Annotated in this window: 22 protein-coding genes and 5 pseudogenes; 20 read left to right on the top strand and 7 right to left on the bottom strand. The window is 58.7% G+C overall.

The window, feature by feature from the left end; translation table 11 throughout:
* Positions 1-1,302 precede the first annotated feature (1,302 nt).
* The 9 genes and pseudogenes from FVF58_RS45440 to FVF58_RS45400 all read left to right on the top strand — a co-directional run bounded on the left by FVF58_RS45440 (position 1,303) and on the right by FVF58_RS45400 (position 7,881).
* The gene (locus FVF58_RS45440) at positions 1,303-1,935 is read left to right on the top strand and encodes an FkbM family methyltransferase (protein WP_246217513.1); all 633 of its coding nucleotides are present in this window, start codon (positions 1,303-1,305) and stop codon (positions 1,933-1,935) included.
* Between the two features lie 572 nt (positions 1,936-2,507).
* A complete protein-coding gene (locus FVF58_RS52040; protein WP_188131159.1) occupies positions 2,508-2,672 on the top strand; it encodes a hypothetical protein in 165 nt (54 codons plus the stop codon).
* Positions 2,673-3,554: 882 nt separating this feature from the next.
* Positions 3,555-4,799, top strand: coding sequence for an aminotransferase class I/II-fold pyridoxal phosphate-dependent enzyme (locus FVF58_RS45430; RefSeq protein WP_246217512.1), 1,245 nt, complete (start codon positions 3,555-3,557; stop codon positions 4,797-4,799).
* A gap of 41 nt (positions 4,800-4,840) precedes the next feature.
* Positions 4,841-4,969 carry a hypothetical protein gene (locus FVF58_RS54585; RefSeq protein WP_342802447.1) on the top strand — a complete coding sequence of 43 codons (129 nt, stop codon included), beginning with the start codon at positions 4,841-4,843 and terminating at the stop codon, positions 4,967-4,969.
* A pseudogene (locus tag FVF58_RS53745) lies at positions 4,938-5,096 on the top strand (ABC transporter substrate-binding protein); the annotation flags it as partial. The gene FVF58_RS54585 and the pseudogene FVF58_RS53745, both read left to right, overlap by 32 nt.
* A gap of 80 nt (positions 5,097-5,176) precedes the next feature.
* A pseudogene (locus FVF58_RS55220) lies at positions 5,177-5,320 on the top strand (transposase); the annotation flags it as partial.
* A gap of 293 nt (positions 5,321-5,613) precedes the next feature.
* On the top strand, positions 5,614-5,919 hold the full coding sequence (locus tag FVF58_RS45410; RefSeq protein ID WP_149676112.1) for a hypothetical protein: 306 nt from the start codon (positions 5,614-5,616) through the stop codon (positions 5,917-5,919).
* A 711-nt stretch (positions 5,920-6,630) separates the two neighbouring features.
* Entirely contained in the window at positions 6,631-7,386 is a 756-nt protein-coding gene (locus FVF58_RS45405) for a COG4705 family protein (protein WP_149676127.1), read from the top strand.
* 72 nt (positions 7,387-7,458) lie between these two features.
* A complete protein-coding gene (locus FVF58_RS45400) occupies positions 7,459-7,881 on the top strand; it encodes a histidine kinase (RefSeq protein ID WP_149676111.1) in 423 nt (140 codons plus the stop codon).
* A gap of 128 nt (positions 7,882-8,009) precedes the next feature.
* On the opposite strand, the gene FVF58_RS45395 is transcribed toward FVF58_RS45400, so the two are convergent.
* A complete protein-coding gene (locus tag FVF58_RS45395; protein WP_149676110.1) occupies positions 8,010-8,204 on the bottom strand; it encodes a hypothetical protein in 195 nt (64 codons plus the stop codon).
* A 2-nt stretch (positions 8,205-8,206) separates the two neighbouring features.
* Here FVF58_RS45395 and FVF58_RS45390 point away from each other — a divergent pair.
* Positions 8,207-8,659, top strand: a pseudogene (locus tag FVF58_RS45390) (IS6 family transposase); the annotation flags it as partial.
* Between the two features lie 369 nt (positions 8,660-9,028).
* On the opposite strand, the gene FVF58_RS45385 reads toward FVF58_RS45390, so the two are convergent.
* Positions 9,029-9,283: a DUF4148 domain-containing protein gene (locus tag FVF58_RS45385; RefSeq protein ID WP_149676109.1), complete on the bottom strand. Its 255-nt coding sequence runs from the start codon at positions 9,281-9,283 to the stop codon at positions 9,029-9,031.
* Positions 9,284-10,102: 819 nt separating this feature from the next.
* On the opposite strand from FVF58_RS45385, the gene FVF58_RS45380 reads away from it, so the two are divergent.
* Both FVF58_RS45380 and FVF58_RS45375 read left to right on the top strand, forming a co-directional pair.
* Positions 10,103-10,318, top strand: coding sequence for a hypothetical protein (locus tag FVF58_RS45380; protein WP_149676108.1), 216 nt, complete (start codon positions 10,103-10,105; stop codon positions 10,316-10,318).
* Positions 10,319-10,666: 348 nt separating this feature from the next.
* A pseudogene (locus FVF58_RS45375) lies at positions 10,667-10,865 on the top strand (IS6 family transposase); the annotation flags it as partial.
* Between the two features lie 70 nt (positions 10,866-10,935).
* On the opposite strand, the gene FVF58_RS45370 reads toward FVF58_RS45375, so the two are convergent.
* Entirely contained in the window at positions 10,936-12,297 is a 1,362-nt protein-coding gene (locus FVF58_RS45370; protein ID WP_425469027.1) for a 2-hydroxycarboxylate transporter family protein, read from the bottom strand.
* 452 nt (positions 12,298-12,749) lie between these two features.
* Positions 12,750-13,031 (bottom strand): hypothetical protein, encoded by a 282-nt coding sequence (locus FVF58_RS45360; protein ID WP_149676106.1) that lies wholly within the window; start codon positions 13,029-13,031, stop codon positions 12,750-12,752.
* 642 nt (positions 13,032-13,673) lie between these two features.
* Between FVF58_RS45360 and FVF58_RS45355 the strand changes: the two genes are divergently transcribed.
* The 7 genes and pseudogenes from FVF58_RS45355 (at position 13,674) to FVF58_RS45325 (ending at position 20,149) form a co-directional block, all read left to right on the top strand.
* Entirely contained in the window at positions 13,674-14,687 is a 1,014-nt protein-coding gene (locus FVF58_RS45355) for an ABC transporter substrate-binding protein (RefSeq protein ID WP_149676105.1), read from the top strand.
* A gap of 99 nt (positions 14,688-14,786) precedes the next feature.
* Positions 14,787-15,584, top strand: coding sequence for an ABC transporter ATP-binding protein (locus FVF58_RS45350; protein WP_149676104.1), 798 nt, complete (start codon positions 14,787-14,789; stop codon positions 15,582-15,584).
* 23 nt (positions 15,585-15,607) lie between these two features.
* Positions 15,608-16,468 (top strand): ABC transporter permease, encoded by an 861-nt coding sequence (locus tag FVF58_RS45345; protein WP_149676103.1) that lies wholly within the window; start codon positions 15,608-15,610, stop codon positions 16,466-16,468.
* A 104-nt stretch (positions 16,469-16,572) separates the two neighbouring features.
* A pseudogene (locus tag FVF58_RS45340) lies at positions 16,573-16,811 on the top strand (winged helix-turn-helix domain-containing protein); the annotation flags it as partial.
* Between the two features lie 173 nt (positions 16,812-16,984).
* Complete coding sequence (locus tag FVF58_RS45335) at positions 16,985-18,112, top strand: porin (protein ID WP_149676102.1); 1,128 nt, start codon at positions 16,985-16,987, stop codon at positions 18,110-18,112.
* A 109-nt stretch (positions 18,113-18,221) separates the two neighbouring features.
* On the top strand, positions 18,222-19,847 hold the full coding sequence (locus FVF58_RS45330) for a methyl-accepting chemotaxis protein (protein ID WP_149676101.1): 1,626 nt from the start codon (positions 18,222-18,224) through the stop codon (positions 19,845-19,847).
* The gene (locus tag FVF58_RS45325; protein ID WP_149676100.1) at positions 19,844-20,149 is read left to right on the top strand and encodes a DUF3579 domain-containing protein; all 306 of its coding nucleotides are present in this window, start codon (positions 19,844-19,846) and stop codon (positions 20,147-20,149) included. Before FVF58_RS45330 ends, FVF58_RS45325 begins: the two co-directional genes overlap by 4 nt.
* A 525-nt stretch (positions 20,150-20,674) precedes the next feature.
* Here FVF58_RS45325 and FVF58_RS45320 read toward each other — a convergent pair.
* From FVF58_RS45320 to FVF58_RS45310, 3 genes are all read right to left on the bottom strand, one after another.
* Complete coding sequence (locus FVF58_RS45320; RefSeq protein ID WP_149676099.1) at positions 20,675-21,895, bottom strand: RtcB family protein; 1,221 nt, start codon at positions 21,893-21,895, stop codon at positions 20,675-20,677.
* Positions 21,896-22,728: 833 nt separating this feature from the next.
* On the bottom strand, positions 22,729-23,805 hold the full coding sequence (gene amrS / locus FVF58_RS45315; protein WP_149676098.1) for an AmmeMemoRadiSam system radical SAM enzyme: 1,077 nt from the start codon (positions 23,803-23,805) through the stop codon (positions 22,729-22,731).
* Positions 23,806-24,459: 654 nt separating this feature from the next.
* Positions 24,460-25,290, bottom strand: coding sequence for an oxidoreductase (locus FVF58_RS45310; protein WP_149676097.1), 831 nt, complete (start codon positions 25,288-25,290; stop codon positions 24,460-24,462).
* A gap of 94 nt (positions 25,291-25,384) precedes the next feature.
* Here FVF58_RS45310 and FVF58_RS45305 point away from each other — a divergent pair, with 94 nt between their 5' ends.
* On the top strand, positions 25,385-26,356 hold the full coding sequence (locus FVF58_RS45305; RefSeq protein ID WP_149676096.1) for an AraC family transcriptional regulator: 972 nt from the start codon (positions 25,385-25,387) through the stop codon (positions 26,354-26,356).
* Positions 26,357-26,669: the final 313 nt, after the last annotated feature.

Raw genomic sequence — 26,669 nt, 5'->3', positions numbered from 1 at the left:
CGTGATGTCCGGATGAACCGAGTCCGCGCGCGACCGGCGGTTAGTGTCCCGCCAAGGCCGACTAGCGCCGACACATTCGGCGCTAGTCGGCCATGAAGCGACGGTCACCGTGTCGTTCCATAGGGCCGAAGCGCTCTCGAAAGCGGACCGAGTCGTGATCACGAACTGGCGATAGATGCTGCCTTCATAACGTTCCGGTAGCTTCCTCGCCCGGCAAGCAACAAGGTGCATCAGGCCGTATTAAATGGCCGCTTCGTCGTGCGATGACTGTCTCTTGCGAGTCGGACGCTGCGGTTCACCTGGTGCCGGATCGAGCGCGGTTTGAGGGTCGCATTGTGCCCTTTGCATAAGACCCGCTGTCGGCCGGATGGCGGGGTCAGGTCGTCTGGGACTCTGCCCGAACCGTCGACAATCGCGATGGGTCGGACAACGCCACTGTTAACGATGTCAAGCGAAGTTCCAGGGACCGAAGGTTATGCGGAACACGCGGCAGCCCTTGGCCGACCAAGGGCGCAAAATCTCGTTCGCCGACCTTCACCGGCCGGTGCTACGTCTCCTCCCGGCCCACGCCATCACCCATCCTGGACCTGGATGGCGGATCGGGCCGTGATGCTGGAGCGTTGGCAGCGATGGGGTACTCGGTGTTAGCCGTGGAGCCCGTTGGAGAACTGCGAGTTGACGCGAAACGCTGCTATCCGAATTCCCACGTCAGGCGACTCGACGACAGTCTTCCAGACCTTAAAGCGGTGCGGGCAAGGGCGACGACTTTCCGTGTTGTCGTGATTACTGCAGTCTGGATGCATCTTGACCAGGTCGGCTCAGGGGCAATCGCAACAGGGGCGTCACTTGGACTCGGCTCGCCTTGCGCAAGCGAGCTTGATTCCGGCTAACGCCATACCTGGCGACTGTCGGCCAGGAGCGGGCAATCGCCCGATGCACGTAATCGGCCTCGTCCGCCGCAGCTTAGACTTTGAAACAAACAAGGTTGGCGGATATGTCGGAAATAGGGAGAGGCCCGAGGTGAATTGCTGAAATCCATTAGACTAGCCTAGCAGTGGTGCATGCCTTTTGAGTGTCGGGCAGATTCCCGTCAATGCAGCAACGACGATCACGCGGAGAACCAATATGCACGACCTCGTAAGATCCACCTTGAAGGACATGTTGCCCCCAGGGCTCGTGCGATTGCTGCGACCCAAAAATCGGTCTCTCGATGCTTGGGGAGCCGTTCGATACGGTCTGCACGGGTTGAAGCTTCCCGGTGGAAGGCGCTTCAATTTCCGGTCTTCAGTAGCGGACCGAACGGTGTGCAAGGAGATTTTTTTTCGACGAGTCTATGCAACAGACCATCTTCACCGGGCGCAAGAGATAGTCGACTTTTACCGGGCCTGTCCGGATCCGATTATCGTCGACGCTGGGGCCAACATCGGGGCCAGTGCGGTTTGGTTTGCGCTCACGTATCCGAAAGCGAAGATTCTAGCTATTGAGCCGGACGTATCGAACTACGAACTCCTCAAGAGTAACTCGATGTCGTTCCCCTCTGTAGTGCCGCTGAACGCCGCCATTGCAGCGACCAGTGGTACGCTTTATCTGGACGTCGATCCGGCACTAGGCGCCTGCGGATATCATACGGCTGAGCAGCCCACCGAGCACTCGTACGCCGTCGAAGCGATGACGCTGGAACAGGTCATGGCGAAATCTAGCGGAACGCCATTCATCCTGAAGATTGACATCGAGGGTGCAGAGTCGGACCTCTTTTCGCGCCACTCCGAAGAATTAAACAGATTTCCGCTGGTGATCATTGAACTGCATGATTGGATGCTTCCAGGGGAATCGAACAGTCGGAATTTCTTGAAGTGGCATGTCGAAATGCAGCGTGACTTCGTATACGCCGGCGAGAACGTTTTTTCGATTTCCAATACGATTCGGCCAGTGTGATTTAATGCCAGGTGTCGTAGGCGGTCACTTCGCTTCGCTGACCGGCAATCCATCATCGCAGCAGCGCTTTGAAGAGCAGCCGTCGATTCGCGCACGAAATTCCCGAATATCGAGAGGACCCAGTCTTTTCGGGGCCGAATGGCGTCCTTCGAAGTCGCTTTGCCGGAATTTTTTCGGGCGACGATAGTTCAGAGGGTGGAATGACAAGCGAGAGGCCTGTCAAATATGGATTGCTACCGATGCTGTAGCAAATCTATAGCACACGAAAATTCCCTCTCAGAGCATTAACCGACATCTACGCAGCCCCGGACCGGGGGCACCATCCGACGAAAATCGGCCACGAAGAGACAGTGAATTGGGTTTCGGGAACGGGGCCTCTCCAAATTTCGGCGACGGAGCGGTTGACCGGAGCACTTGTTCCGATCAACTTCCGCAAACTGACTGCGGCTAGACAAGAGTCCCAATAGGCGGCGCCGCATGTGGAAATGTCGTCCCAAGTAATGGCGCGCCTCCTGTCGAATCACGTTTCGGCTTTACGCTGCGAGGCGTCGCTGTGAAAGATGGAGCCTTCTATGGATTTCCGTACAGCCATTATGGGCGGCACGGGCGTCGCTTTCCGCCACCAGTACGTCACCGTTGGGCAACGTGTAAAGCCAGCGCGGCTGCGCGAGACCACTGGCAAACTCGGTGACGGCAAAACCGGGGGGAGCGGTGGGCAGAAGGCAGAGTGCGCCTGAACGGGCGCGATGTTGACCATTGGAATCAACGGCGATTCTGGATCCGGTATGGCGGGCGACGCACCGAAGCCCAGATCGCTTGAGCTTGATGATCCGATCGCGCAGGAGGCCAGCGGCAAAACCATCGAAACAGCCAGACGATTTAACAGGCGCATGTGGGTTCCCAGTGATGAGCGTTGGCTAATGGTGTTTGGGAGGAATAGCAAACCAGCCTGAGACATTGCGTGCTAAGGCGCAAACTGCTCCACGGATTCAATCGAAAGACCTCGGCTGCCCCGCTTCTTGGTGTTGTTGGACGTTGCGTTGCAGGCCATAACGAAACGACAGCGGAAGGGAAGCATCCCGACCGCCCCTGCCAAGCATCAGGTTTCCTTAAGGTGACGTCGCTAGAATCCGCCGGTTTTACCGCCCACCCGGGGCTCTTTTCCGCTTGTCGGTTCAGGAGTCGCTGGCGCGCGCTTCATCAGTCCAATCAAACGGTGGCACCCACAGCGGCGGGTTGGCCTGGACAGCGTCGACGAGCCTCAGCCAGTCAATCGCCGGGGCTTTTTGACCGGGGCGGGGCATGAAGTTGCAAAGCCCACTAGTTACAGTAGAAGCGCTGACTCTTAGCCGAGCACCGCGTGGGGTAGACCGCATCGAACTCCGAATTAGGGGGCACGGCGGGCGTCGGGACCTTGTGGCAGATCAGACGTTCAGTTGATCGACAGCAAACGGATCTCTGCGATCCGCAGATCGACTTAGGCCGTCAGAGGGCAAAGGATGACGAATTGTAGCGGCGGGCACGAACGGTTTTAGACAACCGGCTATGGAGCCATGAGGATCCAGCGTCATTATCCGACCTGATCCGCGACCCCGTGGAACCAGATTGACAATCGGGAGTTGTTCGACGCATTCCGGGACAAAACGGAAAACACCATAATGCATGACTTAGGCGAAATCGCCCAATGGCTGGAAAGCCACACTATTCACCACATATCTGACGTTCACGCGACACTGCCGGATCCCACCTTCATGTCGAATGGGCGTCAATTCGTTTCGTTCAGTTCGAACAATTATCTGGCACTGGCGAATCATCCACGGTTGGTGACTGCCGCCAAGCAGGGGCTGGATCGCTATGGCGTCGGTAACTGCGAGTCGCGCCTTCTGGGCGGCGATCTAGAGGTCTATCGCGAACTGGAGGCACGCCTGGGTGCACTCAAGCACAAAAGCGACGCAGTGCTGTTCGTGACGGGCTACATGACCAATCTCGGCGTGCTCTCGACGCTGGTCAAAGCCGCTACGCTGGCGCGCTTACACGGCTACCGCCCCAAGACTCGCCGCAAATATGCTTACTACTCGGATGAGTTCAATCACATCAGCATTCGGGAAGGCATCCAGATGTCCGGCGCACTGCGCCGCACCTATCGACACTGCGACATGAATCATCTGGAGTCGCTCCTGCAGACGGGGGACGGCACCACACCAATCATCGTCAGCGACGGCGTGTTCAGCATGGAAGGGACGATTACCCCCTTGCCGGACTTGGTGGCGCTGGCCGAGCGCTATGGCGCCATCCTCTATATCGATGATGCGCATGCTACCGGCGTGCTAGGCGAGCATGGCGGCGGCACCTCGGAACATTTCAGTTGCTACAGCCCCCATATCATCCAGATGGGCACGTTGAGCAAGGCATTTGGCGCCATTGGCGGGTTTGTGGCAGTCGATCGCGATATGGCTGACGTGATCCGGCTTGCCAGTTCCGCCTATGGTTTTACCTGCCCGCCGCCGCCGGACCAGGCTAGCGCCCTACTGGCTGCGCTCGACCTGATGGCCGAAGAGCCGCAACGGCGGCAAAAACTGTGGGACAACCAGCGCTATTTCATCGAGCGCATACGACCGCTCGGATACCAGTTACTGTCGACCGAGACGGCAATCGTTCCCGTGCTGATCGGCGACACGGAACTGTGCGTACGTTACGTCAACGTACTGCGTGAAGAAGGTGTCCACGTCGACTCAGTCCAGTTTCCGGCCGTGCCACTCGGACAAGCACGACTGCGTTTCATGATGAATGCCGCCCATACCAAGACGCAAATCGATCATGCTATCGGGGTAATGGAAAGTATCGGTGCAAAGGCGGTGTCGTAGCCGCGCGTTACACATCGCGGCCAGATACGAGTGCTATCACGGTGACGAACACTGACAGTGAGGTCAACATCGCTGTTACTGATCACGGCATCGGAATCGATCCTGCAATGCTGCCACGCGTGTTCGATCTGTTCGCCCTCCGTCGAGGCTGTCAGCGAAGAGCGTGCTGACATTGGCTTCTTTGCTGTGGACCCGCTACGGGCCGCCAACATTGTGTTCACTGAACCATATGTTTTGATTGAAGGTTTCTACCTCGTTCGAGACGATTCGCCGATTCGCTCAAATGCGGCCGTCGACTCAGATGTTGTCAAACGCAATCTCAAGTTGATACAGCGGGGGTGCGGCGAAAAACTTGGATTACCACCTGGAGGTAGTCCATGTACTCGTACGAAGACCGCATCGAGCGGTTGAGCTCTACATAAAACTGGGAAAGCGCTTAGCAGCGACGATTCGACGGCTGGGGTACCCGACAAAGAACTCTCTTAAATCCTGGTATCGCGAATACGAACAATGTCATGATGTGCGGGCCGGCTATGTGCGTTCGAGGCCGAACGATTCCAGCAAACTATTGCATCCACCGGTTGAATCCGCCCATGATCGCGGACAGCGGCGCCGCACAGTGCGCGCAATGGACGAAAGCCGACGGTCCGAACCGGCGGATCGTGCACGGCAATCATTATGGCAACCTTAAGGCCGCGCATCGTTACGCCGTGTTACCGAAATCGCAACCCTCTTTCACCTGCATCCTACAGTCCTACCTACACTGCTTTCCATCTCCACTGTCGTCGCCTCTCATAGGGGCGACAAGAAAGTCATGCACAAGAATTTAATGTCAGTGATTGTGGGCGGTGCGATATTGGTGGCTTCCTCAATGGCATCCGCTCACGTGGATGTGGGCATCGGGATCGGTATTCCGGGACCGGTGTTCGTACCGGCGCAGCCAGTCTATGAGGCACCGCCACCAATCGTCTATGCGCCTGCGCCGGTAGCCGCCTATGGCTACGCCGATGACTGGCGCGAGCGCGACTGGCATGAGCGGCAGGAGTGGCGTGAACGGCAATGGCGCCATCATGAGCACGAACGCGAACGGCGCGAGCGTCGTGGATGGGACGAAGACTGACCGATGCGCGCGTGCTGAAGCGGCGTCCGGTAAGCGATGCCAATGCCGTCACGCTCGCGATCACGAAATCGGCACGGCTGGTAGCCGCCCCACTCGAAAGTACAAGCTGCGGCGGCTTTTGGGCTCGGTCGACAGAGGGAGGCCGTTCACCCGCGAGTGATCACCATATCGCGTTTAGCCCCCGGCGCGAGCCTGTATACGCGATGGAGCCCGGTCGGAAAACCCGATCGGTTGTTGAGCAGAAACTTTGACGGCCCACTCAGTCCCGCCGCGTTCGCCGCGGCTTTACCATCCCGCAAAAGCTCACCGACCAGACGGACGATTACGATGTTGAGCGGGAACTAACTGGCGATGCATGTGCGGTGCTTTGACCAATTGCCTGAATGGACATCCTTTTCTCCTGTAGAAAAACACGTTTGTACTGCGTTCTGTCTATCGGCCTCGATGTGAAGTGCTTGAGCAATATACGTTTTATGTTTTCGAAGTCCTTCAGCATCTCTTAAGGCTCGCTCAAGACGACTCTCAGCCACCCATTTCACCGCTGCAATTCGGCGGATTCACCGGCATGTTCCGTAAGGTTTTCATAAGGTCAGCCATTGCACTATTCGACGCATTGAATGAGCGCGGGTTAGCCCGCTCGCAACGTCGAAATCAATGCTCACTGATGGGAGAACCGGCTTGCTAGAGACCTCGACTTATCGCGTTGCCGAGATGCGCAACAAAGTGCCCGAGGCAACACTTGGCTTCTGGGCTATCAAGATCTTGGCGACCACCGTCGGCGAAACCGGCGCGGACTATCTGGCCGTGCACGTGGGGCTCGGTACCGCGTTCACCGGCGGGATGATGCTCGCGTTGCTGATCGCCGCATTGGCCGTGCAGCTTCGCATGCGTAAGTACGTGCCGTGGATTTACTGGCTGACCGTGGTGCTCGTCAGTGTGGTCGGTACGCAGATTACCGACGCACTGACTGACAAGCTCGGCGTCAGTCTTTATTTCAGCACGATCGTGTTTGCCCTCGCGCTGGCAGTGGTGTTCGCGCTCTGGTATCGCAGTGAACGGACGCTGTCGATTCACACCATCTACACGACGCGGCGGGAGCTTTTCTACTGGGCTGCCGTGTTGTTCACATTCGCGCTGGGCACTGCGGCAGGCGATCTCGCGACAGAAGCGTTGGGGCTCGGCTTCATGATCGGCGTCGTGGCATTCGGCGCGCTAATCGCATTGGTGAGCGCGATCTATTGCGTAGGTGGAAATCCGGTACTGACTTTCTGGCTTGCCTACATTCTGACGCGGCCATTGGGCGCTTCGTTCGGCGACCTGCTTTCGCAGTCGCGCACGTACGGCGGTTTGGGACTCGGCACGATCAATACAAGCTTGCTGTTCCTGACTGCGATCGTCGTGATGGTGGTCTTTGCGACTGCTGCGGAACAGCGGGCCGTGCGCGCAACTACTTCAAGTGAACATTGAGTTTTTGGTTTCCAACGCAGTGCACGTTGTCCTCTTTGCATCGAAAACCGGATCAAACTGACGAGAACAATCATGAATCAACGCACCCTGAGCAAAGCTGTCATCGCTTCCTTTATCGCCATTTCCGCAATCAGCTTTGGGAACCATCAGTCGGGCAGCACCGGTTTTCCGTCGGCTGAGGCTGCCCAACCCAGCAACGCGTCGAAACTCGGCGATCTGTCGTCGTTTCGCAAGATTGCAGCCGATACAGCTGCACTGGTCAATCGCGGCGATCTCGCTGCCGGCAAGACCCGGGTCAAGGATCTGGAGGTTGCCTGGGATGACGCCGAGCCATCGCTGAAGCCTCGTGCCGCAGCGGACTGGCACACCGTCGACAAGGCGATCGACCGAGCGCTGAGCGCATTGCGCGCCAGCAGTCCGAACGCGAGCGACTGCAAGCAGTCACTAGCAGAGCTGATCGCGACGATGGACAAGATCAGCGGTAAGTCCGCGTAGTTGCCGCAACCTTAGCCAGGTGCACCGTTTGGGGCAACGGTCATCGTGAAAGCGCTCGCGGTGGCATTACTCACGAGCGCTTTATTTAGCGGCTGTGGATCAGCTTTGAAGAAGCCGGATGCTCACGCTTACTGATAGAAGTTGAGCATCAACATCGCCGAGCGGCCCGGCGCCCCGGTCGCGTAGATCGGATAGGCTGTCGAGACATACTTTTCGTCGAAGCTGCGCTGCAGAAAGGGATTTGCGCCCAATTCAACGACGACAATAACGAATCCAATGAAAGCATTTTTCGATCTCCGGTCGGTATCGCGCCTTTGCTGCATAGATTCGCGGCAAATGGGCCTATCTCTACCGCGCCGTTGACCGGGCGGGAAAGACGATCGATTTTCGCCTCAGCGCCAGGCGCGACGTGGCAGCAGCAAAGGCGTTCTTCACGAAGGCAATCAGAACTCAGGGACGCGCTCCTGAAACGATCACGCTGGACCACGCGGCATCTCATCGGGCGGTCCGCGAAATGAAGACCGACGAGTCGCTACCCAGGCGAACAAAATTGCGATCCTCGAGGTACCTGAATAACCTGATTGAGCAGGATCACCGCCACATCAAATCGCGGGTGAACGCGATGCTCGGGTTCAAGCGGATCCGCAGCGCCGCCGTTACCCTCCCCGGCATCGAACTGATGCATCGCATTCGCAAAGGCCAGTTCGATCTCACCAGCATGCACCTCAAGGACACCGCTTCGCCCTCGATGTGGATGGCGGTTCTTTCAGCTCGTTGAGGTATCCGAAATATGGGCGATTTCTCACTCGTCTACCGAGATTGCACCACTACCCCTGAAACAGAGCCCCGGCAGGCCGCCCGTTGCTGTGCTGCTCGACAGGAGCGGAGTGCGGCCCGCCGACGTTGGCGGCGGGCTTGCGAAGCGCCCGGGACAAGACACGTGCTGGGTGCTCTGCTGGGATGTGCGAGCCGGTGTCAACGCTATGGCCAGCAACAATGGTCAATCATGCGAGTCGATATTCGCGTTCCTGAAGTTGACGTTCTCACGGGATTTTCGGGCGCGCAATCCGCAGAAGATGATTGCAACGCTGGCTCACTGTGACAAGGCAGCGACTAGTCGCTGCCCCGGAATTGCGCATCCCTGTTTCTATTCGCCGCCATACTGTTGGTTGATCCTGTCGAGTTCGCCCGACTGACGCGCGCGCTCATATTCCTGACGGACCTGGGCCCGCGTTTTGCCCATTGACATGCCTGAATCACTAGTCGTGGCAGAGACACCTCCAGAGTCTGTCGAAGACATCGCGGAACTGGTGGCCTGCCTTGCAGGCGATGTATCCTGAGCCTGAACGTATCCGAATGCGAGAACGGCGACGCTAAATGCTGCAAGTTTGAGCGGTTTCATATTCATGTACTCCGATAAGGTGGTTCGGTCGCTCGAACCAGGCATGAGGGGCCGTTCCAGATAATCTCGACCCGGCCTCGGCGACGACCCGTACGAACGGGTCCAATCAGTTACCCTGGCAGATTTCGCAGGACAGCCCAGCCGTACACGGGGTTCCGTACTGGCTGCGCGTACCCGTTGCGTTCCCGTCTTCGGCACGTCTCCTGCGGACGTGTCGCGCATTTGTGCCGCCGTCGGTGCAGCATGCTGCTGTGCGGATGACTGCGTTGTCTGGAGATTGCGGAGCTCGCCCTGCATCGTGTGAATACGCGACTTCTGCCGTGGCCAACAAACAGACCCGCTTGCCATTGCTATGAGTCGACATTTCATTCTGGCACCTCGATTTGTGGGTGAAACTTTTTCGCCGAATCCGTCATTGATAACGGCGACATCCCCCTCCCCACACCGCCTCGTCGGGCCAGCGACCGGGGTCCAGCGCAGCGTCATGCGCCGCTGCGACAAGGATTGCCGTGTCCGTCGACGAGGACATGCTGCCTCCCGCCTGTAAGGCAGTGACTTGCTCAAATTGCCTGATATCTGCCTTGCCTCGCGTGCGCGGAACTTCCAATCGTGCGACTCGATATTCGCGTGCCTGAAGTTGACCTCCTCACGGGATGTCGGGCACCCACAGCGTCTTTTGCGTCTGCAGGCCAATTGCCCGAGGCGAAAGTTTTAGGTCATTGGGAAAATGAGGAAAACAGTGCGCCGAGCCGAGGTCCCGGGCGGAAGATGGCGTGCGAGTTGGCAATGTCAACGGATCTTGTGGACCCTGGACACGTAATGATCGCCCTGCAGATAGGTTATAGGGCGCGAAATGCCGGAGTGGTAGGGAATATTCGCGTCGAGCTTCGCCCGCGATCGCAAGCGGCTTATTACGCCAGTCTCGGTTTAAACGCCAGCCGTCTGGCGGATTTGGACAGTAGAGGATATATGGGAGCCGTTACTGACATCAACGGCTCTGTGATGATGTATGACGGCCTTCGCAAGTTACTTTGAGCAGCCAGCGCGGGTTTCGATACTCATGGTGCGAACCGGACCACGCCTTTGGCCGATCGCCTTTAGCAGTTTTCTAAAGCGCCCCAACCCGAAATGTTCTGTTTCAGAACTCACGATACCTTGGCGTCTGCGGCGCTAAGATTATTGCGCCGACTTTTTTGTCGCAAGCGTGTCTGCGTGTGCTTACAGTTTATTCATCTTCACCTGAATTGCTTCGAACGTCGCTGCCATCAAGTGGCCTCCTCATCAATGTGGCCGCAATATGCCATGAGCCATGAGCCATGAGCGAAAGGGAAAATGTTGAGTCGGCTTGCTGGAGCAGGCTTCAAACCGCCCAGTGCTGCTGCGACCCGCAGGCGCGAACGCCAGCTATGCGGTTTTCGCGATGCGCCTTGCACGCAGGCGTTTCTCTCATGCTTCGGACCGACAGCACTTCGCGTTGTCCATACATCTGATGAACGCGGCGTGTCATCGTGCAATACTGCAGGAACGCTTTGCCAAATGGTATGACTGGACCGCCACCACCGCGGTCTCAGGCATCGTCTGATAAGGATAGCTATGTTTAAAAACGAATTTGTAATCGGAACCCGTTGACTTAACAGTGCCCTTGGGATTCGTCATCTGATGTGCGCGAGCACGATCAACGTCAGGGTGACGACAATCGCGCCGCCTATTCGCGTGGCAATCTGTGCAAACGGCATCAGTTGCATACGGTTGGCCGCCGTCAGGATCGCGACGTCGCCCGTCCCACCCTGTCCGCTGTGACACGCGTTCACGATTGCCGTATCGACAGGATACATCTTCAACATGCGACCGATCACGAAGCCGGTCCCCATGAGCGTAGCCACCGTTGCCACGATGGTCACGATGTTGGCGAGGGTGAACGCGGCCATCAGTTTGTCCCACGGTGTCATTGCCACCCCGATCGCGAACAACAGCGGATAGGTAACCGCAGTCGAGAAGAACTTGTAGACGACGAAGGCGCCCTCCTGCAGTGGCGGCGACACCGCGCGGGCGAGTTTGACCAGCACCGCGAGAAACAGCATGGCAACCGGTGCGGGCAGCCCGAACAGGTTGCGGCACATCAATCCGAGCAGGTAAAGGGTGATGGCGGTGATCCCCGCCGCAGCGATATGCGAGACGTCCACATGGCCGCTTATTTTCTCCTGCACCGGGTCCATTTCGTCTTCCTCACCAACTTGCAAACGTCCTTCACCAGTGAGATGAGGAAACCTCTTTCCAACCCTGTCGAGCAGGCCTGAGAAGACGATTGCGGTAAGACTGCCGAGCATCACCGGCGGCAAGACCTGGGCGAACAACTCACCCTGCGGTAAATGAAGGATTTCCGAGTAGCCGACCGACAACGGGATCGCCCCTTCGCCGATGCCTCCTGCCATGATCGGCGCCACGATATAGAAGAACGTATGGTGCGCACCGAGTCCCAGCGCAGTACCGACCAGCGTCCCGACGATGCCAGCCGCGACCGAGCCGAGTGCGAGCGGCACGAAGATCTTGATGAAGCCCTGGATCAGCACGCGCCGGTCCATGCTCAGAATGCTGCCCACGATGATCGACGCAATGAACAGGTACAGGAAATTGGTCGATTTCGTGAAGTCCGTGGTGAGCGTGAGGATCGGCTTGGGCAACAAGTGGTAGTAGCTCAGCGCGGATGGAATAAAGGTCGCGAAGATCGCGGCGGCTCCGATGTTGCGCACGATTGGCAGACGCTTGCCGATCTCCGCGCAAGTGAAACCAAAGAAGGCCAATACCGCAATTGCCATCGATATCTCACCCGGCACCTTTCCGGTGACCGCAAAGCCGGTGATCAGCACGAGCAGGATCACGTAGACCGGCAACGGAATGATGCCGATCCGGTATTCCATCAGTTTCCACCAGCCTTCGGGCCAGAAGCGGGGCTTGATCCCGGGTTGATGCGCCGGGTCGGGTGCAGGCGGTGATGTGCGTGAAGTGGTTTGCACGAAGTGTCTCCTCGTGGTTGAAGGCCGGCGGCTGCAGTGGCGCGAAGCGTCCCAATGCTCACCGGCCAGTGATCTGATCAAGGGATTCTGCTGGTGGCTTCAGCGCTCATGCGACAAATTGTCTCCGGATGCGAAGCCCACGTGGATTTCACCGCGCGTCATGCGGCCTGATTGCAATTTAAGTCATCGCAGGGCGTTGAGTCTCTGGCGGGAAGACATTCCGGCTACCGTCATCGTGACGAAAAAAGAAGATCATGTGCGCTGACTGCGACCGTAGGAGCGAGACGTGCACGTAGCGCCTCGATCGTGCATCACCATGTCGGATAACCCTAATGGGACTCGTCGCCGTACGTCCAACCCATTTGTCGATGAGCGCACGTAAAGACGTTCTGCCTTCGGTCATCGCCAACTCCAGCGTCGATGAATGATGCGGGCTATGTCCATGTCTTCCTTCAGGTCCCCCGGCAAAACAGGATCGCAGCGGCGATGATTCCCGCGAGGAACACCCAGAAAAGCGTGCTCTCAACCCTTGCCGGACCGAAGAGTTTGATACAAAGAAGTCCGGCACTTCCAACACCGCCGAGAAAGACCAGCAAGTCGCTACATGTATGAGCTACCACACCATCAAGCGGAGAAGCATCTTGCCCAAACGCGCACGCCTTCAACATCAAACCACCAAGACAGATACACATGAGGACCACAAATGGCCACCGCTCGATTTCGATATCTTTCACCGCTTCTCCACGCATTGTGCTGATTGCAGGCTTGCGACATGGAGCGACTCCGCTCCCCGGCGAATTGTGAGGAAATGGGAGCCGTCCACCCACTGTTGCTCCGCTGCCGTATGGTGGATAGCTGCTGGCAACCCCGATGGTGTGACGCCGCTTTCTAAAGCGTGGCGCTCTTTCAGGGTGATTGAAACGGATTATAGAGACCGGACGCCTTCTGCCAGCTTTCTCTGCTGTCGCCAAATCATGGGTGTTAACCCGCAACGCCCGCGCAACAATACGACGTGAGGGCGGCACTGTCGCGTCGAGGTGTTGGTGACGCAATAGGGGCGCGCGCGCATTTGAAGCGCAGATCTCGCGCATCAAGCGAGGCATGACTTGCACGGAAGGCGACGACCCGCCGCGCTGCAACTAGCATCGGTTAGCCCCTTTTTTTGGGCAGTGACCGGACGTAGTCATGGGGGCGCGGTCGAAAGTTGCCGAAGCGGGAAGGGGCGTTTTTGAGTAGCAGCGCCTCTGGCCATCATAGATATCCCATACGAATATTGATCGCCGTGAAAGCTGGGAGAAGGATTCGATTTCCTAGAATTGCGCCGTCGATGCAGACGGGCGGCATTCCGCCGCGCCGGACAATAACGGAGACTATCGATGACCCCTAGCTTTCGCACACTGCGGCAGATCGCCATTGCTTCCGGCCTGCTCTTCGGCCTTGCGTCGCAGCATGCGAGCGCCGCCGACGGCGGGAAGATCACGATCATGGTCGGCGGCATCACGAAGCTGATCTATTTGCCGACGCGCCTGACCGAGCAGCTTGGCTATTTCAAGGACGAGGGGCTCGACGTCGAACTTCTGTCGCAGCCGGCAGGCGTCGACGCCGAAAACGAACTGCTGGCCGGTGCCGTTCAGGCTGTCGTCGGGTTCTACGACCATACGATAGACCTGCAAACCAAAGGCAAGGACGTCAAGGCGATCGTCGTTTTCGGGCAAGTGCCGGGCGAGGTCGAGATGGTATCGACCAAAGCGGCCGAAACGGTCAAATCGATGGCGGACGTGAAGGGCAAGACGTTGGGTGTGACGGGCCTCGGTTCTTCAACAAGCTTCCTTACGCAATACCTCGCGGGACAGCACGGCATCCAGTCCACGGAATACACGATGCTTCCGGTGGGCGCTGACGCCAGCTTCATCGCGGCGATCAAACAAGGGCGTATCGACGCCGGTATGACGACCGAGCCGACCGTCTCGGCATTGCAGAAGTCCGGCGACGCGAAGGTGCTCGTCGATATGCGCTCCGTGGAAGGGACGAAGGCGGCGTTGGGCGGAACCTACCCGGCGTCGAGCCTCTACGTCCAGGCGGCATGGGCCGATTCCCACAAGGCGGAAGCAGCAAAGCTTGCGCACGCGTTCGTTCGCACGATGCAATTCATCCACACGCATAGCGCGGAAGAGATTGCAGCCAAAATGCCTGACGACTATCAGAAAGACAAACCGCTTTACGTGAGCGCGTTGAAAGCATCGCTGCCGATGTTTACGAAGGACGGCAAGATGCCTGCTGACGGTCCCGAGACCGTATTGAAGGTGCTGTCTGCATTCAATCCGTCGGTCAAAGGCAAGCATATCGAGCTGGCGAAAACCTACACCAACGAGTTCACCGGTTCGAAATAAGTCGGCGCTCGCCGGTCGCTGTTGCCCGTCTCTTGCAGTGTGATCGTTGCACTGCCGCTGCCGATACAACGGTGCCGGCCACTTCCATGGATGTACCAGATGAACCATGTTGTTTCCAAAGACGCTCCGGTGATCGAGTTCGACTCAGTGTCATGCCGCTTTGTTTCTCCGGACGGCAAGGCCACGATTGCGTTGCGCGATTTCAGCATGTCCGTCGCCAAAGGCGAGTTCGTCGCGGTGGTCGGGCCGACCGGCTGCGGCAAATCCACGACGCTCAGCATGATCACCGGGCTGCTGAAGCCGACTACCGGCGAAGTGCGCGTGATGGGCGCGCCGGTGGACGGCATCGACCCGCGCATCGGCTTCGTGTTTCAGGCCGACGCGGTGTTTCCGTGGCGCTCGGTGCTCGACAACGTCGCCGCTGGGCCGCTCTATCGCGGCCGCTCGAAATCGGTCGCGCACGACGAAGCGAATGAGTGGCTGCGCCGCGTCGGACTCGAGAAGTTCGGCAAGCATTATCCCCATCAATTGTCGGGCGGAATGAGAAAGCGCGTCGCGCTCGCGCAGACCTTCATCAACAAGCCGGAAATCCTGCTGATGGACGAGCCGTTCTCGGCGCTCGACATGCAGACGCGCACGTTGATGCAGGACGAGTTGCTGCAGCTGTGGTCGGCGAATTCGGGCTCGGTCGTGTTCGTCACGCACGATCTGGAAGAAGCAATCGCGCTGGCCGATCGAGTTTTCGTCTTGACCGCACGGCCTGCGACACTGAAGAAAGTCTATGAGATCGATCTGCCGCGACCGCGCGTCACGTCGGAGATTCGCTACGAGCCCCGTTTCATTGAAATCTCGCGCGACATCTGGCATGACCTGCGTGAGGAAGTGCAGATCGCCTGACCTAACCGATACTGGGAAAATTGATGTCAACTCCTGACTATGCTTTGCAGGCGGCCTTCGATAGCGCGTCGCTGGCAAATGTTGAAAAGATCGCACAGCGGCGGCTGCGCCAACGACATGCATTGATCATCGGTCTGCGGATCCTGGTGCTGGTGATTGTGCTGGGTGGATGGGAATTGGGCGGACGGTTTAAATGGATTGATCCCTTCTTTTTCTCGATGCCGTCCGCAATCTTTGCGCAGATCGCCGACTGGTTCATCAATGGCACTTCGCAGGGTCCTCTGCTTCAGCAGGTCTGGGTCACACTCGAAGAAACCTTCCTGGGCTTCCTGATTGGCTCGGCCGGCGGCATCGTATGCGGCGTGGTGCTGGGCCGCAACAAGCTGTTGTCCGACGTGTTCAGTCTCTACATCCAGATCGCGAATTCGATCCCTCGGGTCGTGCTGGGTTCGGTGTTCGTGATCGCGCTTGGCCTCGGCATGGCTTCGAAGGTAGCGCTGGCGGTTGTGATGGTGTTCTTTGTGGTATTCGGCAATGCGTTCCAGGGCGTGCGTGAAGCCGATCGCTACATGATTGCGAATGCGCAGATTCTTGGTGCCTCCAAACGCCAGTTGACTACGTCGGTGGTGATTCCATCGGCGCTGTCGTGGATTCTCGCGAGCCTCCACGTGAGCTTCGGTTTCGCCCTGGTTGGCGCGGTGGTTGGCGAGTTCCTCGGTTCGAAGCAGGGCATCGGCCTGTTGATCTCGACGGCGCAAGGCGCATTCAATGCGAGCGGCGTGTTCGCAGCCATGATCGTGCTGGCGGTGGTGGCGCTCACCGCGGACTATTTACTCACCGCGCTGGAAAGGCGTTTGCTGAAGTGGAGACCCGCGGCATTCTGACTTTCGGTAACGCCTCGCGATTGAGGAAAAGAGATGAAGCTGCTGCTCGTGGAAGACGACGCGGAACTCGCACACTGGGTTGTCAGCCTGCTGAGCAATGAAAACTGCCGCTGATATTGCGGCCCCGGGAGCACACGATTCTCGAAACCTTGATGCTGAAACCGGGGAAGACAGTTCCCAAATAGCACTAGTGGAAAGCTTGTTTACCCTCGACGACGAACCGAGCGCGGACGCTATCGACATCTATATTCACCGCTTGCGCAAGCATCTATGCATGTCGAGCGCGCAGATCACGACGTTGCGCGGCCTTGGCTATATTCTGCGCAGCAACGATTCCGCGTAACTGGCATCGACATCACGCCGTATATCAGCAAATGCACTTAGTTGTACAGATGATACAGGAAAGGTTGGTGAAGGATTGAGGTAACTAGGATTGCGTCCATCGACTGATCCGGGCGGCAGTCACGGCAGCGGGCGAAAACGAAGATTTTTACGTAGTAATTTGAGGAGACGATCTTGAAGAAAAAGTATCTGGCGTTGGCCGTTACGGCAAGCGCCGTTGCTGCAACCGGCGCGCACGCCCAATCAAGTGTTCAGCTTTACGGCCTGATGGACCTGAGCTTCCCCACCTACCGGACGCACGCGGATGCGAACGGCAATCATGTCATTGGCATGGGCAACGACGGCGAACCGTGGTTCAGCGGCAGCCGTTGGGGCATGAAGGGTGCGGAAGACATCGGTGGGGGGTCGAAGATCATTTTCCGGCTTGAAAGCGAATTCGTTGTCGCCAACGGCCAGATGGAAGATCCAGGCCAGATCTTCGACCGCGACGCATGGGTGGGCATCGAGAACGACACCTTCGGCAAGATCACGGCAGGGTTCCAGAACACGATTGCGCGCGACGCCTCGACGATCTACGGCGACCCGTACGGCAGCGCCAGGCTGACGACGGAAGAGGGCGGCTGGACCAATTCGAACAACTTCAAACAGATGATTTTCTACGCGGCCAGCGCGACCGGTACACGGTATAACAATGGCGTGGCATGGAAGAAACTGTTCGACAACGGCATTTTCGCTAGCGCAGGCTACGCATTCGGCAACTCGACGAGTTTCGGCACGAACGCCAACTATCAGGCCGCGCTCGGCTACAACGGCGGCCCGTTCAACGTGTCGGGCTTCTATAGCCACGTCAACCGTGAAGGCTTCACGAACCAATCGTTCTCGGTCGGCGGCAACTATACGTTCGGTATTCTGCGCGCCAATGCGGGTTACTTCCGCTATCTCGGCAATCAGGGTGCGCTCGGTCAGCGTCAGGACAACGCGTGGACAGTGTCGCTCAAGCTGTCGCCGAAGGGCCCGTTCGACTACCAACTCGGCTATCAGCAGATGCGCGTGAAAAACGCCGCTTACAACAGTGACGGCGATATCCCGAACGCGAACATCGGTGCTTTCGACCCGACTTCAGGCCTCCATAACGGTTACAAGGAAACGCTCTACTGGTCGGCGTTCTACCACCTGTCCAAGCGCACCGAAGTGTACCTGGCCGGCGACTACATGAAGCTGCATGGCGGCTACACGGTCGGATCGACGTTCGGCGCGACCAACCAGCTGGAACTGACCACGGGCGTGCGCACTCGCTTCTGATGCGGGAATCAGATTCGCACTGATTCGTTCATCGATGTGCTCCTACTAGCGGCGGCGGACTGATCCGGCCGCCGCTTGTTTTCTGCTCAGCGGGTCGAGGAAGGCAGCCATGTTCAGAAATACTACTATCCGGGCCGCTCTGACCGTCACGATCGCCGGTTACACGGCCGCGTTGATGCTCGTGATCGCAACGTCGATTGCTGGCCTGGAAACGGCCAACACGGCACTCGACAGGATGTATAGCGAAGAGACGGCTGCGCTGCGACACCTTGTCGCCAGCAGCGAAGCGCTTCTGCAGGTGCGGGTCGATCTCGGTGCGTACGAAACGCTCGTCGCACAAGGAAAGCCGACCGAGGCCGCACTCGCGCGGGTGCACGCCGGGCAGACTGACAGCGATCGCGAATTGGCTGCCTATGCAGCGCAGCCGCCCTCGAATGAGGTTGAGAGGAAGCTCGGCGACACGCTGCGCGCGAAGCGCGAGCTTTTGATGAAACAGGCGCTTGCGCCTGAAATCGCGGCGCTCGATCAGAACGATTTCATGTCGTTCCGGACAACGCAGCGGCAAGCACCCGAAACATTGTTCAGTGACTACAGGAGCGCGGCGCTCGCGCTCGAGGATTTTCAGGCGGAGCAGCAAAAATGGCGCTTTGCGTCGGCGCAACAGCATTTCCACATGCTGCTGTGGCTGTTCGGTGCGATTGGGTCCGCTGCGATCTTACTGGGCTTGTTCGCACGCTTCATGCTGATGGCGTCGATCGTGCGGCCCATTAACCAGGCGATTTGTCATTTCGAGCGCATCGCGGCTGGCGATCTGACAAGCGCGATCGATACGCTGCGCGGCAACGAAATGGGCCGGTTGATGGTTGCGCTTGCCCGGATGCAGGCAGCGCTCGCCGGTGCCGTGAACCAGGTGCGACAAGGGACGGCCGCGATCACGCACGGGGTGGGCGAGATCGCGAACGGCAATGCTGACCTGTCGACCCGTACCGAGCAGCAGGCGGCGACCCTGCAGGAGACCGCATCGAGCATGGAAGAGTTGACTGCCACGGTCCGGCAAAATGCCGACAACGCGCGGCAGGCCAGTGCGCTCGCAGAAAACGCGTCTGAGATCGCGGCGCGCGGCGGCGGCGTCGTCGGCCAGGTTGTCGACGTAATCACGGACATGGCCTCGAGTTCAAGCCGGATCGTCGATATCATCGGCGCGATCGAGGGCATCGCGTTCCAGACCAACATCCTCGCGTTGAATGCGGCCGTCGAAGCTGCACGGGCTGGCGAGGAGGGACGCGGGTTCGCAGTGGTCGCGAGCGAAGTCCGCGCGCTCGCGCAACGCTCGGCCTCTGCGGCGAAAGAGATCAGAGAACTGATCGGCGATTCGGTTGCCAAGGTGCAGAACGGCAGCGAACTCGCAGCGCGTGCCGGCATGACAATGGCAGAGATCGTCAGGGCGGCACGCAACGTCACTGGCATTGTCAGCGAAATCAGCGTGGCCTCGGAAGAACAGTCGCGCGGTATCGACCAGATCAATCGTGCGGTGACGCAAATGGATAACGCAACCCAGCAGAACGCCGCATTGGTGGAGCAGGCAACTGTGGCCGCAGCGTCGCTGGAGGAACAGGCGCGCGCGCTCGACGGCGCGGTGGCGGTTTTCAGGCTGGATAAAACGGCAGAGTGGTCTGCCGGGAAACCCGGCCAGCAGCAGTGGACGGCGCTCCAGCCATCAGTCATAGAAGCATGACTACGGCCGAGCGCAGCGGACACTATCTGATCAAAGGCATCACGCGCGACCGGAAGGTATTCCGCCCGGGCGACTGGGCTGAGCGTCTGATGGACGTTATCGTTCTCTTCGTCGGAGAGCGTCGGCCCGGATTCCATATTGCGTCGACGCGGCTCGCCATGCCTTTCGTCGACACCGGCGTTAAATGCCTGATGATTTCCGATGAACTCCGGAGAGTTTGCCCTGAAGTGTTTGAATTCGTTATTCGGTTTGCCGAAGACAATGATCTGGCGTTGAACAGGGTTGACCCCGGCGCCGGTTAACTTACTTGCGTCCTATTGATACGGCGCTGATTCCCGCTCGCCAGGCTATGCGATGAGCGAGTCCGCCACAGTGCAACCCGCCGCATCGATTGGCGGTCCAAGCAACAGGGTTGCGCAATACGCAGGGGGTGCACGATGAATGCTCAAGCGGCAATGCGGCGCGTTTGCTCCCGTTTGCTCACATGCTGCCTTTTGTTCGGTCTCGCCGGGTGCAATGCGCTGGGCGGACCGCCGGCACCGGAATGGCCAGGCCCCCACGCCCCGTATCCTTTCCCGAGCGACGTTCCACATCGTACCGAATGAGCCGCAAGGATCGGATGGAGCTGGCGTCAGAAAAGCTGATCCAACTGGGTGCTAGTTTTTCGGGCTCATCGAATTTGTCTGTAAGCCGCGCTGGCACTGGATTGGTGATCGGCGAAGGCGGATCGGTTAGGGTGCCTATCTCTGGACTCGGCGAATGACGGGTAACCAATTCTGGCAAGCGATTCCGGCGAAATTGCGCGGTGGTCGCAAACCAATCAGGGCCTAACCCTTCACACAAACCACCTGCCGCAGCGTATGTACCACCTCCACCAGACTCCGCTGCGCGGCCATCACCGCGTCGATGTCTTTGTAGGCCATCGGAATTTCATCAACGACCCCTACATCCTTTCGGCATTCGACATGCACCGTCGCCCTGATTTGATCCTGGACCGTGAAGCGCCGTTTGGCCTCCTTCCGGCTCATCGAGCGCCCGGCGCCGTGACTGCATGAGCAGAAGCTCTCTTCATTGCCGAGGCCGCGAACGATAAAGCTCTTCGCGCCCATCGAACCCGGAATGATGCCGAACTCGCCCGCGCGCGCCGACAGCGCCCCTTTACGCGTTACGAACATGTCGGCGCCGAAGTGCCGTTCCTTCTGTACGTAATTGTGGTGGCAGTTCACAGCGTGCTCGTCGATGGTGAAGGGTTTTCCGATAGTCGTGCGCACCGCGTCGATCACGGCATTCATCATGACCTCACGGTTGCAGCGCGCGTACTCCTGTGCCCAGCCGACCGCCTCCACGTAGTCATCGAAGTGCCGGCTGCCTTCCTTGAAGTACGCGAGATCCTTGTCTGGAAGATTCGCAAGGTGTCGACGCATGTCGGCCTGGGCCAGCTTGATGAAGAGACTCCCGATCGCGTTGCCCACGCCACGCGATCCGCTGTGCAGCATGAACCAGACGCCGTCATCTTCGTCGAGACATACCTCGATGAAGTGATTGCCGGTGCCGAGCGTGCCAACGTGCGCGTGGTTGTTCGTGCGCGCAAGGGGAGGATACTTGTCGACGATGCGCCGAAAACTGGGCGCCAGCAGTTTCCAGGCGTCGTCGACGGCCGGCGGCGGACGCGACCATGCACCCGGGTCGCGCCGCCCCGGCGCACCGCCGTGCGGCACGGCGCGCTCGATCGCGCCGCGCACGCCGGAAAGCGAATCGGGCAGGTCCGCGGCCGTCAGCGTCGTGCGAACCGCCATCATTCCGCAGCCGATATCGACGCCCACCGCCGCCGGGATGATCGCGCCTTGTGTCGGAATCACGCTGCCGATCGTCGACCCTTTGCCCACGTGGACGTCCGGCATGACGGCAAGGTGCCTGAACACGAACGGCATGCGGGCCGTGTTTCTCAGTTGCCGGCAAGCCGCCTCCTCAATCGCGACGCCCTGTGTCCACATCTTCACGGCCTTGCCGCTTGCCACTTCCATTAGTTGATAATCGACCAGGCTCATGTCGCTGTCCCTTCGTCAGCTTCGCTCATCGGCACGGGTCAGTGCACGGCGTACGACGTTAGCGTGAGCCGGTTTTTCTGTTTCGACAACCTGCACGTCATGAGCGTCTTCATCAAACCCTGGCCCATGATTCATCGCCAGCGATCCGTGCCATCGGATCAATCATTGGTTCACGCCGCCGCGCTGGATCGTTGCTTCGAGAGTCGCCAATCGGTGCGCGCTGAATCGTCGACGCACACGGTGCAAATTCGAACTGCACCACCGAGCTTGCGATGCCGTCAACGGGCGCGAGCCTGGCCGTTGAAACAGTAGATCCCGTTGTGCCAGCGAACGGCAAGGTCGACAGCCGCTTGGGGAGCACTCGACAAGAAGTCTCTCTGGTTGCGTTTCGGTATGTAACCCGGACTGCTTCGCCCGCTTTCTCGCTCGGCGCGTGTCGAAGAGGGACCCGTTCAGACATCAACGAGAGGGAAGGGGAGTCGTCATCTCGAAGGCTGGTCGCGCGACAGTAAGCGTCGCGACGATGTCTGACCCGAGCGAGCTGTTTTGCCGGCCGAAACCGGCCATCTTCAGTTTTTCACCATCGCGCGCAGAAGGTATGAGCTCGCTTCGCGTCCGTACCTTGGCCTCGGTGCAGCTTAAGTGGATAAGCGTTTGCGGATACGAACAAAATTGGAATCGACTTTAACGTGTCTCACGCCAATGCGCCGAAGACAGGCCGTGTGATTTAGTAGCTCTCGTAGCCGCCAATATTTGTGGGTTGGCCGGAAACTTGCCTGCCTGATGCTGGACTGACTCAGTGCTGATGAGCCGGTGGATCAGAGGCGGGAGGATCAGACGTCGAGACGGATGGGGATCCGCCGTCGGCCGAAGGGTAAATCGAACCGTTCGAACCGGCCCGCCACCGGAGTGCGGCACGCGGGACAGGCGCCGTCGTCTGTGAGCCGATAGTCTGCGATCCGATGCCAGTCGCGCACGATGAGCGCGGTGCCACAGCCTTTGCAGAAGGTGGTGCCGCCGTCGACGTCGTGAACATTTCCGGTATAGACGTATCGCAAACCCTCCGTGAGCGCGATCTTGCGCGCGCGGGTGAGCGTGGCGGGCGGCGTGGGCGCCACGTCGGTCATCTTGTAATCGGGATGGAACGCGGTGAAATGCAACGGCACGTCCTCGCCCAGTTCCTTCATGATCCACTGCGCTTCAGAACGGATTTCCGCATCGCTGTCGTTCTTGCCTGGAATGAGCAACGTGGTGATTTCCAGCCATACACCGGTTTCATGTCGGAGATACTGAAGCGTCTCCAGAACCGGAGCCAGGTGGCCGCCCGTGATCCTGAAATAGAAATCGTCAGTGAACGCCTTCAGGTCGACGTTGGCGGCATCCATGGTGGCGTAGAAATCGCGCCGCGCCTGCGTACCCATGTACCCTGCGGTCACCGCCACGGCCATGATGCCGCGCCCGTGGCAGGCATCGGCCACATCCATCGCATATTCGGCGAAGATCACTGGATCGTTATAGGTAAAGGCGACACTTTTGCAGCCATAAGCCCCGGCCGCGTCGGCGATCGCTTCCGGGGTGGCAGTGTCAGCGAGCGTGTCCATCTCGCGTGACTTGCTGATGTCCCAGTTCTGGCAAAACTTGCAGGCCAGATTGCAGCCAGCGGTACCGAAGGAAAGCGCGCTTGTGCCGGGATAGAAATGGTTGAGCGGCTTCTTTTCGATTGGATCAACGCAGAACCCTGATGAGCGGCCGTACGTAGTCAGGATCATCTGGTCATCGGCCCGCTGGCGCACGAAGCAGGCGCCGCGCTGCCCATCATGCAGGCGGCAGTTGCGCGGGCACAGGTCACACTCGATGCGTCCATCGTCCAGAAAGTGCCAGTACCGGCCGGGGTAAGACGAATCCTTCATACTAATGGCGGGTTTGATCAGCGAGGGCGCCCAGTTCCATTATCGCCTGTTGGGATGCCTGCGATTGTGTGGAGCACTGTGAGTGCACGATCACGCATCCTGGCAGGCATCGAGCAACCGACCTGAAGCGAGGCGATGTCGAGTCTGACAACCTGAACGCCTGGTAGTCATGCCTCATGAATAGGAGACCTTGAAGCTTGCGCCTGAGCCGTTAGCTATCCGTCGAACTGCACGTGATAACCCGCTCCTTACGGCTATCGGCTATCGGCTATCGACCGGGAGTGGACAGACACCGCGATTATGCAAAGCATGCGAGGCGCGTTAGTCGAACCGCCTCGGCAGATCCTGCGGTTTTCCGAGGCGACTTTGCATAGTCAGGAGCTTTGCATGATCGGCCGTTGCGGTCATTGGGCCGGTCGCCGGCGAAGGGCAGTTGTTGGTCGCTCTGCGGTCGCTGTATCAGCTGTTACGTCGAACGACAACTGTCCTCATGCTGGAGGACAGCACCCGACCCAACGCAGACGCTCGCGTGGGAAGCCTGAAAGTCTGCTGTGCAGTCGACAGCAGACGATCATGTTCTGGTTGCGGGCCGCTCCTGTCCGGACCCGATGACGAGGGATCAGGTACGCGACAGCCTCCGCGCTCCAGCGAGCTTCAGCCGTCAGTCGAGACCGTAACAGCCTCCCAGTCACGGATCTCATCTTCCAATACGGACAACTTGTCCCTCACGAGCCCGAGTGCATCGCTACCGAGCAAAAGATGCGCGGGAGGGCGGTCCGCGGCGATTGCGGCGAGCATCGCGCGTGCCGCCTTTTGGGGATCGCCCAATTGCTTGCCGCTCTTCTCCTCACGAGCTTTGCGGATGGGGTCGAAGATATGGTTGTAATCCCCAATCGAACGGGGCGTTCGCGTCATCGAGCGACCCGCCCAGTCGGTGCGGAACGAGCCTGGCGCGACGGCTGTCACGGCGATGCCGAAAGCCTTGACCTCTTTGCCAAGCGCCTCAGAGATTCCCTCCAGCGCGAATTTGCTTCCGCAGTAGTAGGTGATCCCTGGCATGGTGATATAGCCGCCCATCGACGTGATATTCAGAATGTGGCCACGTCTGCGCTCACGCATCAAAGGCAGCACGGCTTTCATCATGGCGACCGCGCCGAACACATTCACATCGAACTGTCTACGCATCTCGGATAAAGGCGATTCTTCCATGACGCCTTCGTGGCCGTAGCCTGCATTGTTGACCAGAACGTCCACGGGTCCGACGGCCGTTTCAATTTCCGCCACGATGCCGTCGATGGCGTCGAAGTCGGTCACATCAAGTACACGTCCAAAAGCTCTTGCGGACAAAGATTCGAAATCACGTTTTGCCTCCGCACTTCTCACAGTACCGACGACCTTATGTCCCGCCGCTAGTGCCTCTTGTGCGAGTGCACGGCCGAAGCCGCTGCTGACGCCAGTGATCAGCAGAATTTTGCTGGATGCCATTGAAGCTTCTCCCAGATGTTGTCTCGAGAGTGCATACTAGTCTGAAGGGCAAAGCAATTTAAGCCAGATTCCGCTATTTTTATTGCCTAAAGCTATGAACACCAAGCGGGCCTCTACCCATAATCCCGATCTCTCTTCGCGAACCCAAAAGCGCATGATTGCGTTGCTCCGCGCGCTGGCGCCCGAGGAGGGCTACAACCTTACGTCGCTGCCCAGCGTGCGCATCCTGCGTTCAAATCGGCCTCTGTCACGCACGCCGGTTCTCTACGACCCCGGCATCGTGATCGTTTGCCAGGGCCGCAAGCGAGGTTATTTCGGCGACCAGCTCTATCTGTACGACGAGCATCACTACCTGGCCGTGTCCGTGCCTGTTCCGTTCAGCATGGAAACCGACGCAACCCCGGAGCGCCCGTTGCTTGCGCTGTACCTTCACCTCGATTTCACAGTGGCCGCTGAACTGGCGCTACAACTCGACCGCGAAGGCGCGACACAACATGTGCAGGCGCCTCAGAGCATGATGTCGACGCCGATGGATGACGCGATGCAAGCGTCCGTGTTGCGCTTCCTCGAGGCGCTGCGTCGGCCGCTCGAAGCCGCTGTATTGGGCCCGGACCTGCTGCGCGAACTATATTTCCGTGTGCTCACCGGAGCCCAAGGAAGCTCCATGCGCGAGGCTTTGACGATGAGAGGGCAGTTCGGGCGTATAGGCAGATCGCTACGCCTCATCCATGCCGGCTATGCGCAGCCGCTGGACGTGATGCAGTTGGCCGAGGAAGCGGGAATGAGCATTCCCAGCTTCCACAGCCACTTCAAGTCGATCACACAGGTTTCGCCGATGCAGTACGTGAAGTCTACGCGCCTGCATCAGGCTCGCCTGTTGATGGTCCGTCAGGAACTGACCGCGGAGGCGGCAAGCCACGCGGTAGGTTACACGAGCGCGTCCCAGTTCAGCAGAGAGTTCAAGCGGCTTTTTGGCTTGACGCCAGCGGCGGAGACGAAGCGTATGCGCGAGAGCTTCGCCATTCCGGCAGCGTTCGATAATGCGACGTACGTTTCGTCACACTGAATTTGGCACGTTTCGTTTTGACGTCAGTGTGAAGCCTCCAACCGCATTGGAGCACTCCGCGGTTTCCTCCATCGGGTTTATTTGACGCCTGCCGACATGCGCGGAGGCATGCACATTCCTGTGGCCGATGGCAGGCATCGATTAAACCATAACGAACTCAGCCGACAATAGCTGGCTGAGTTCGACCCTCTATAGATAGTCCGTCCCGCTTTCATCGATACTGTGGGACTGGCAGCGAGCTGCCAGTCGAGGCGGGACATGCACCCGTGGACTACGAATAAGTCGACCCAAACGCTAGACGATTGCCGTTTTA

Source organism: Paraburkholderia panacisoli, from assembly GCF_008369935.1.
Classification (GTDB): Bacteria; Pseudomonadota; Gammaproteobacteria; order Burkholderiales; family Burkholderiaceae; genus Paraburkholderia; species Paraburkholderia panacisoli.
Note: the sequence above shows the minus strand (reverse complement) of the source record. Positions and strands in the feature narration are given on the sequence as shown.

What these genes read in the sequence shown, in the direction of transcription:
- FVF58_RS45320 (WP_149676099.1), bottom strand. Translation starts at nt 21,895, where the DNA reads ATGAGCCTGGTCGATTATCAACTAATGGAAGTGGCAAGCGGCAAGGCC.
- FVF58_RS52040 (WP_188131159.1), top strand. Translation starts at nt 2,508, where the DNA reads ATGGATTTCCGTACAGCCATTATGGGCGGCACGGGCGTCGCTTTCCGC.
- FVF58_RS45410 (WP_149676112.1), top strand. Translation starts at nt 5,614, where the DNA reads ATGCACAAGAATTTAATGTCAGTGATTGTGGGCGGTGCGATATTGGTG.
- FVF58_RS45380 (WP_149676108.1), top strand. Translation starts at nt 10,103, where the DNA reads ATGATCGCCCTGCAGATAGGTTATAGGGCGCGAAATGCCGGAGTGGTA.
- FVF58_RS45355 (WP_149676105.1), top strand. Translation starts at nt 13,674, where the DNA reads ATGACCCCTAGCTTTCGCACACTGCGGCAGATCGCCATTGCTTCCGGC.
- FVF58_RS45330 (WP_149676101.1), top strand. Translation starts at nt 18,222, where the DNA reads ATGTTCAGAAATACTACTATCCGGGCCGCTCTGACCGTCACGATCGCC.
- FVF58_RS45385 (WP_149676109.1), bottom strand. Translation starts at nt 9,283, where the DNA reads ATGAAACCGCTCAAACTTGCAGCATTTAGCGTCGCCGTTCTCGCATTC.
- FVF58_RS45345 (WP_149676103.1), top strand. Translation starts at nt 15,608, where the DNA reads ATGTCAACTCCTGACTATGCTTTGCAGGCGGCCTTCGATAGCGCGTCG.
- FVF58_RS45310 (WP_149676097.1), bottom strand. Translation starts at nt 25,290, where the DNA reads ATGGCATCCAGCAAAATTCTGCTGATCACTGGCGTCAGCAGCGGCTTC.
- FVF58_RS45395 (WP_149676110.1), bottom strand. Translation starts at nt 8,204, where the DNA reads ATGCAGCAAAGGCGCGATACCGACCGGAGATCGAAAAATGCTTTCATT.
- FVF58_RS45325 (WP_149676100.1), top strand. Translation starts at nt 19,844, where the DNA reads ATGACTACGGCCGAGCGCAGCGGACACTATCTGATCAAAGGCATCACG.
- FVF58_RS45405 (WP_149676127.1), top strand. Translation starts at nt 6,631, where the DNA reads ATGCGCAACAAAGTGCCCGAGGCAACACTTGGCTTCTGGGCTATCAAG.
- FVF58_RS45400 (WP_149676111.1), top strand. Translation starts at nt 7,459, where the DNA reads ATGAATCAACGCACCCTGAGCAAAGCTGTCATCGCTTCCTTTATCGCC.
- FVF58_RS45305 (WP_149676096.1), top strand. Translation starts at nt 25,385, where the DNA reads ATGAACACCAAGCGGGCCTCTACCCATAATCCCGATCTCTCTTCGCGA.
- FVF58_RS45350 (WP_149676104.1), top strand. Translation starts at nt 14,787, where the DNA reads ATGAACCATGTTGTTTCCAAAGACGCTCCGGTGATCGAGTTCGACTCA.
- amrS (WP_149676098.1), bottom strand. Translation starts at nt 23,805, where the DNA reads ATGAAGGATTCGTCTTACCCCGGCCGGTACTGGCACTTTCTGGACGAT.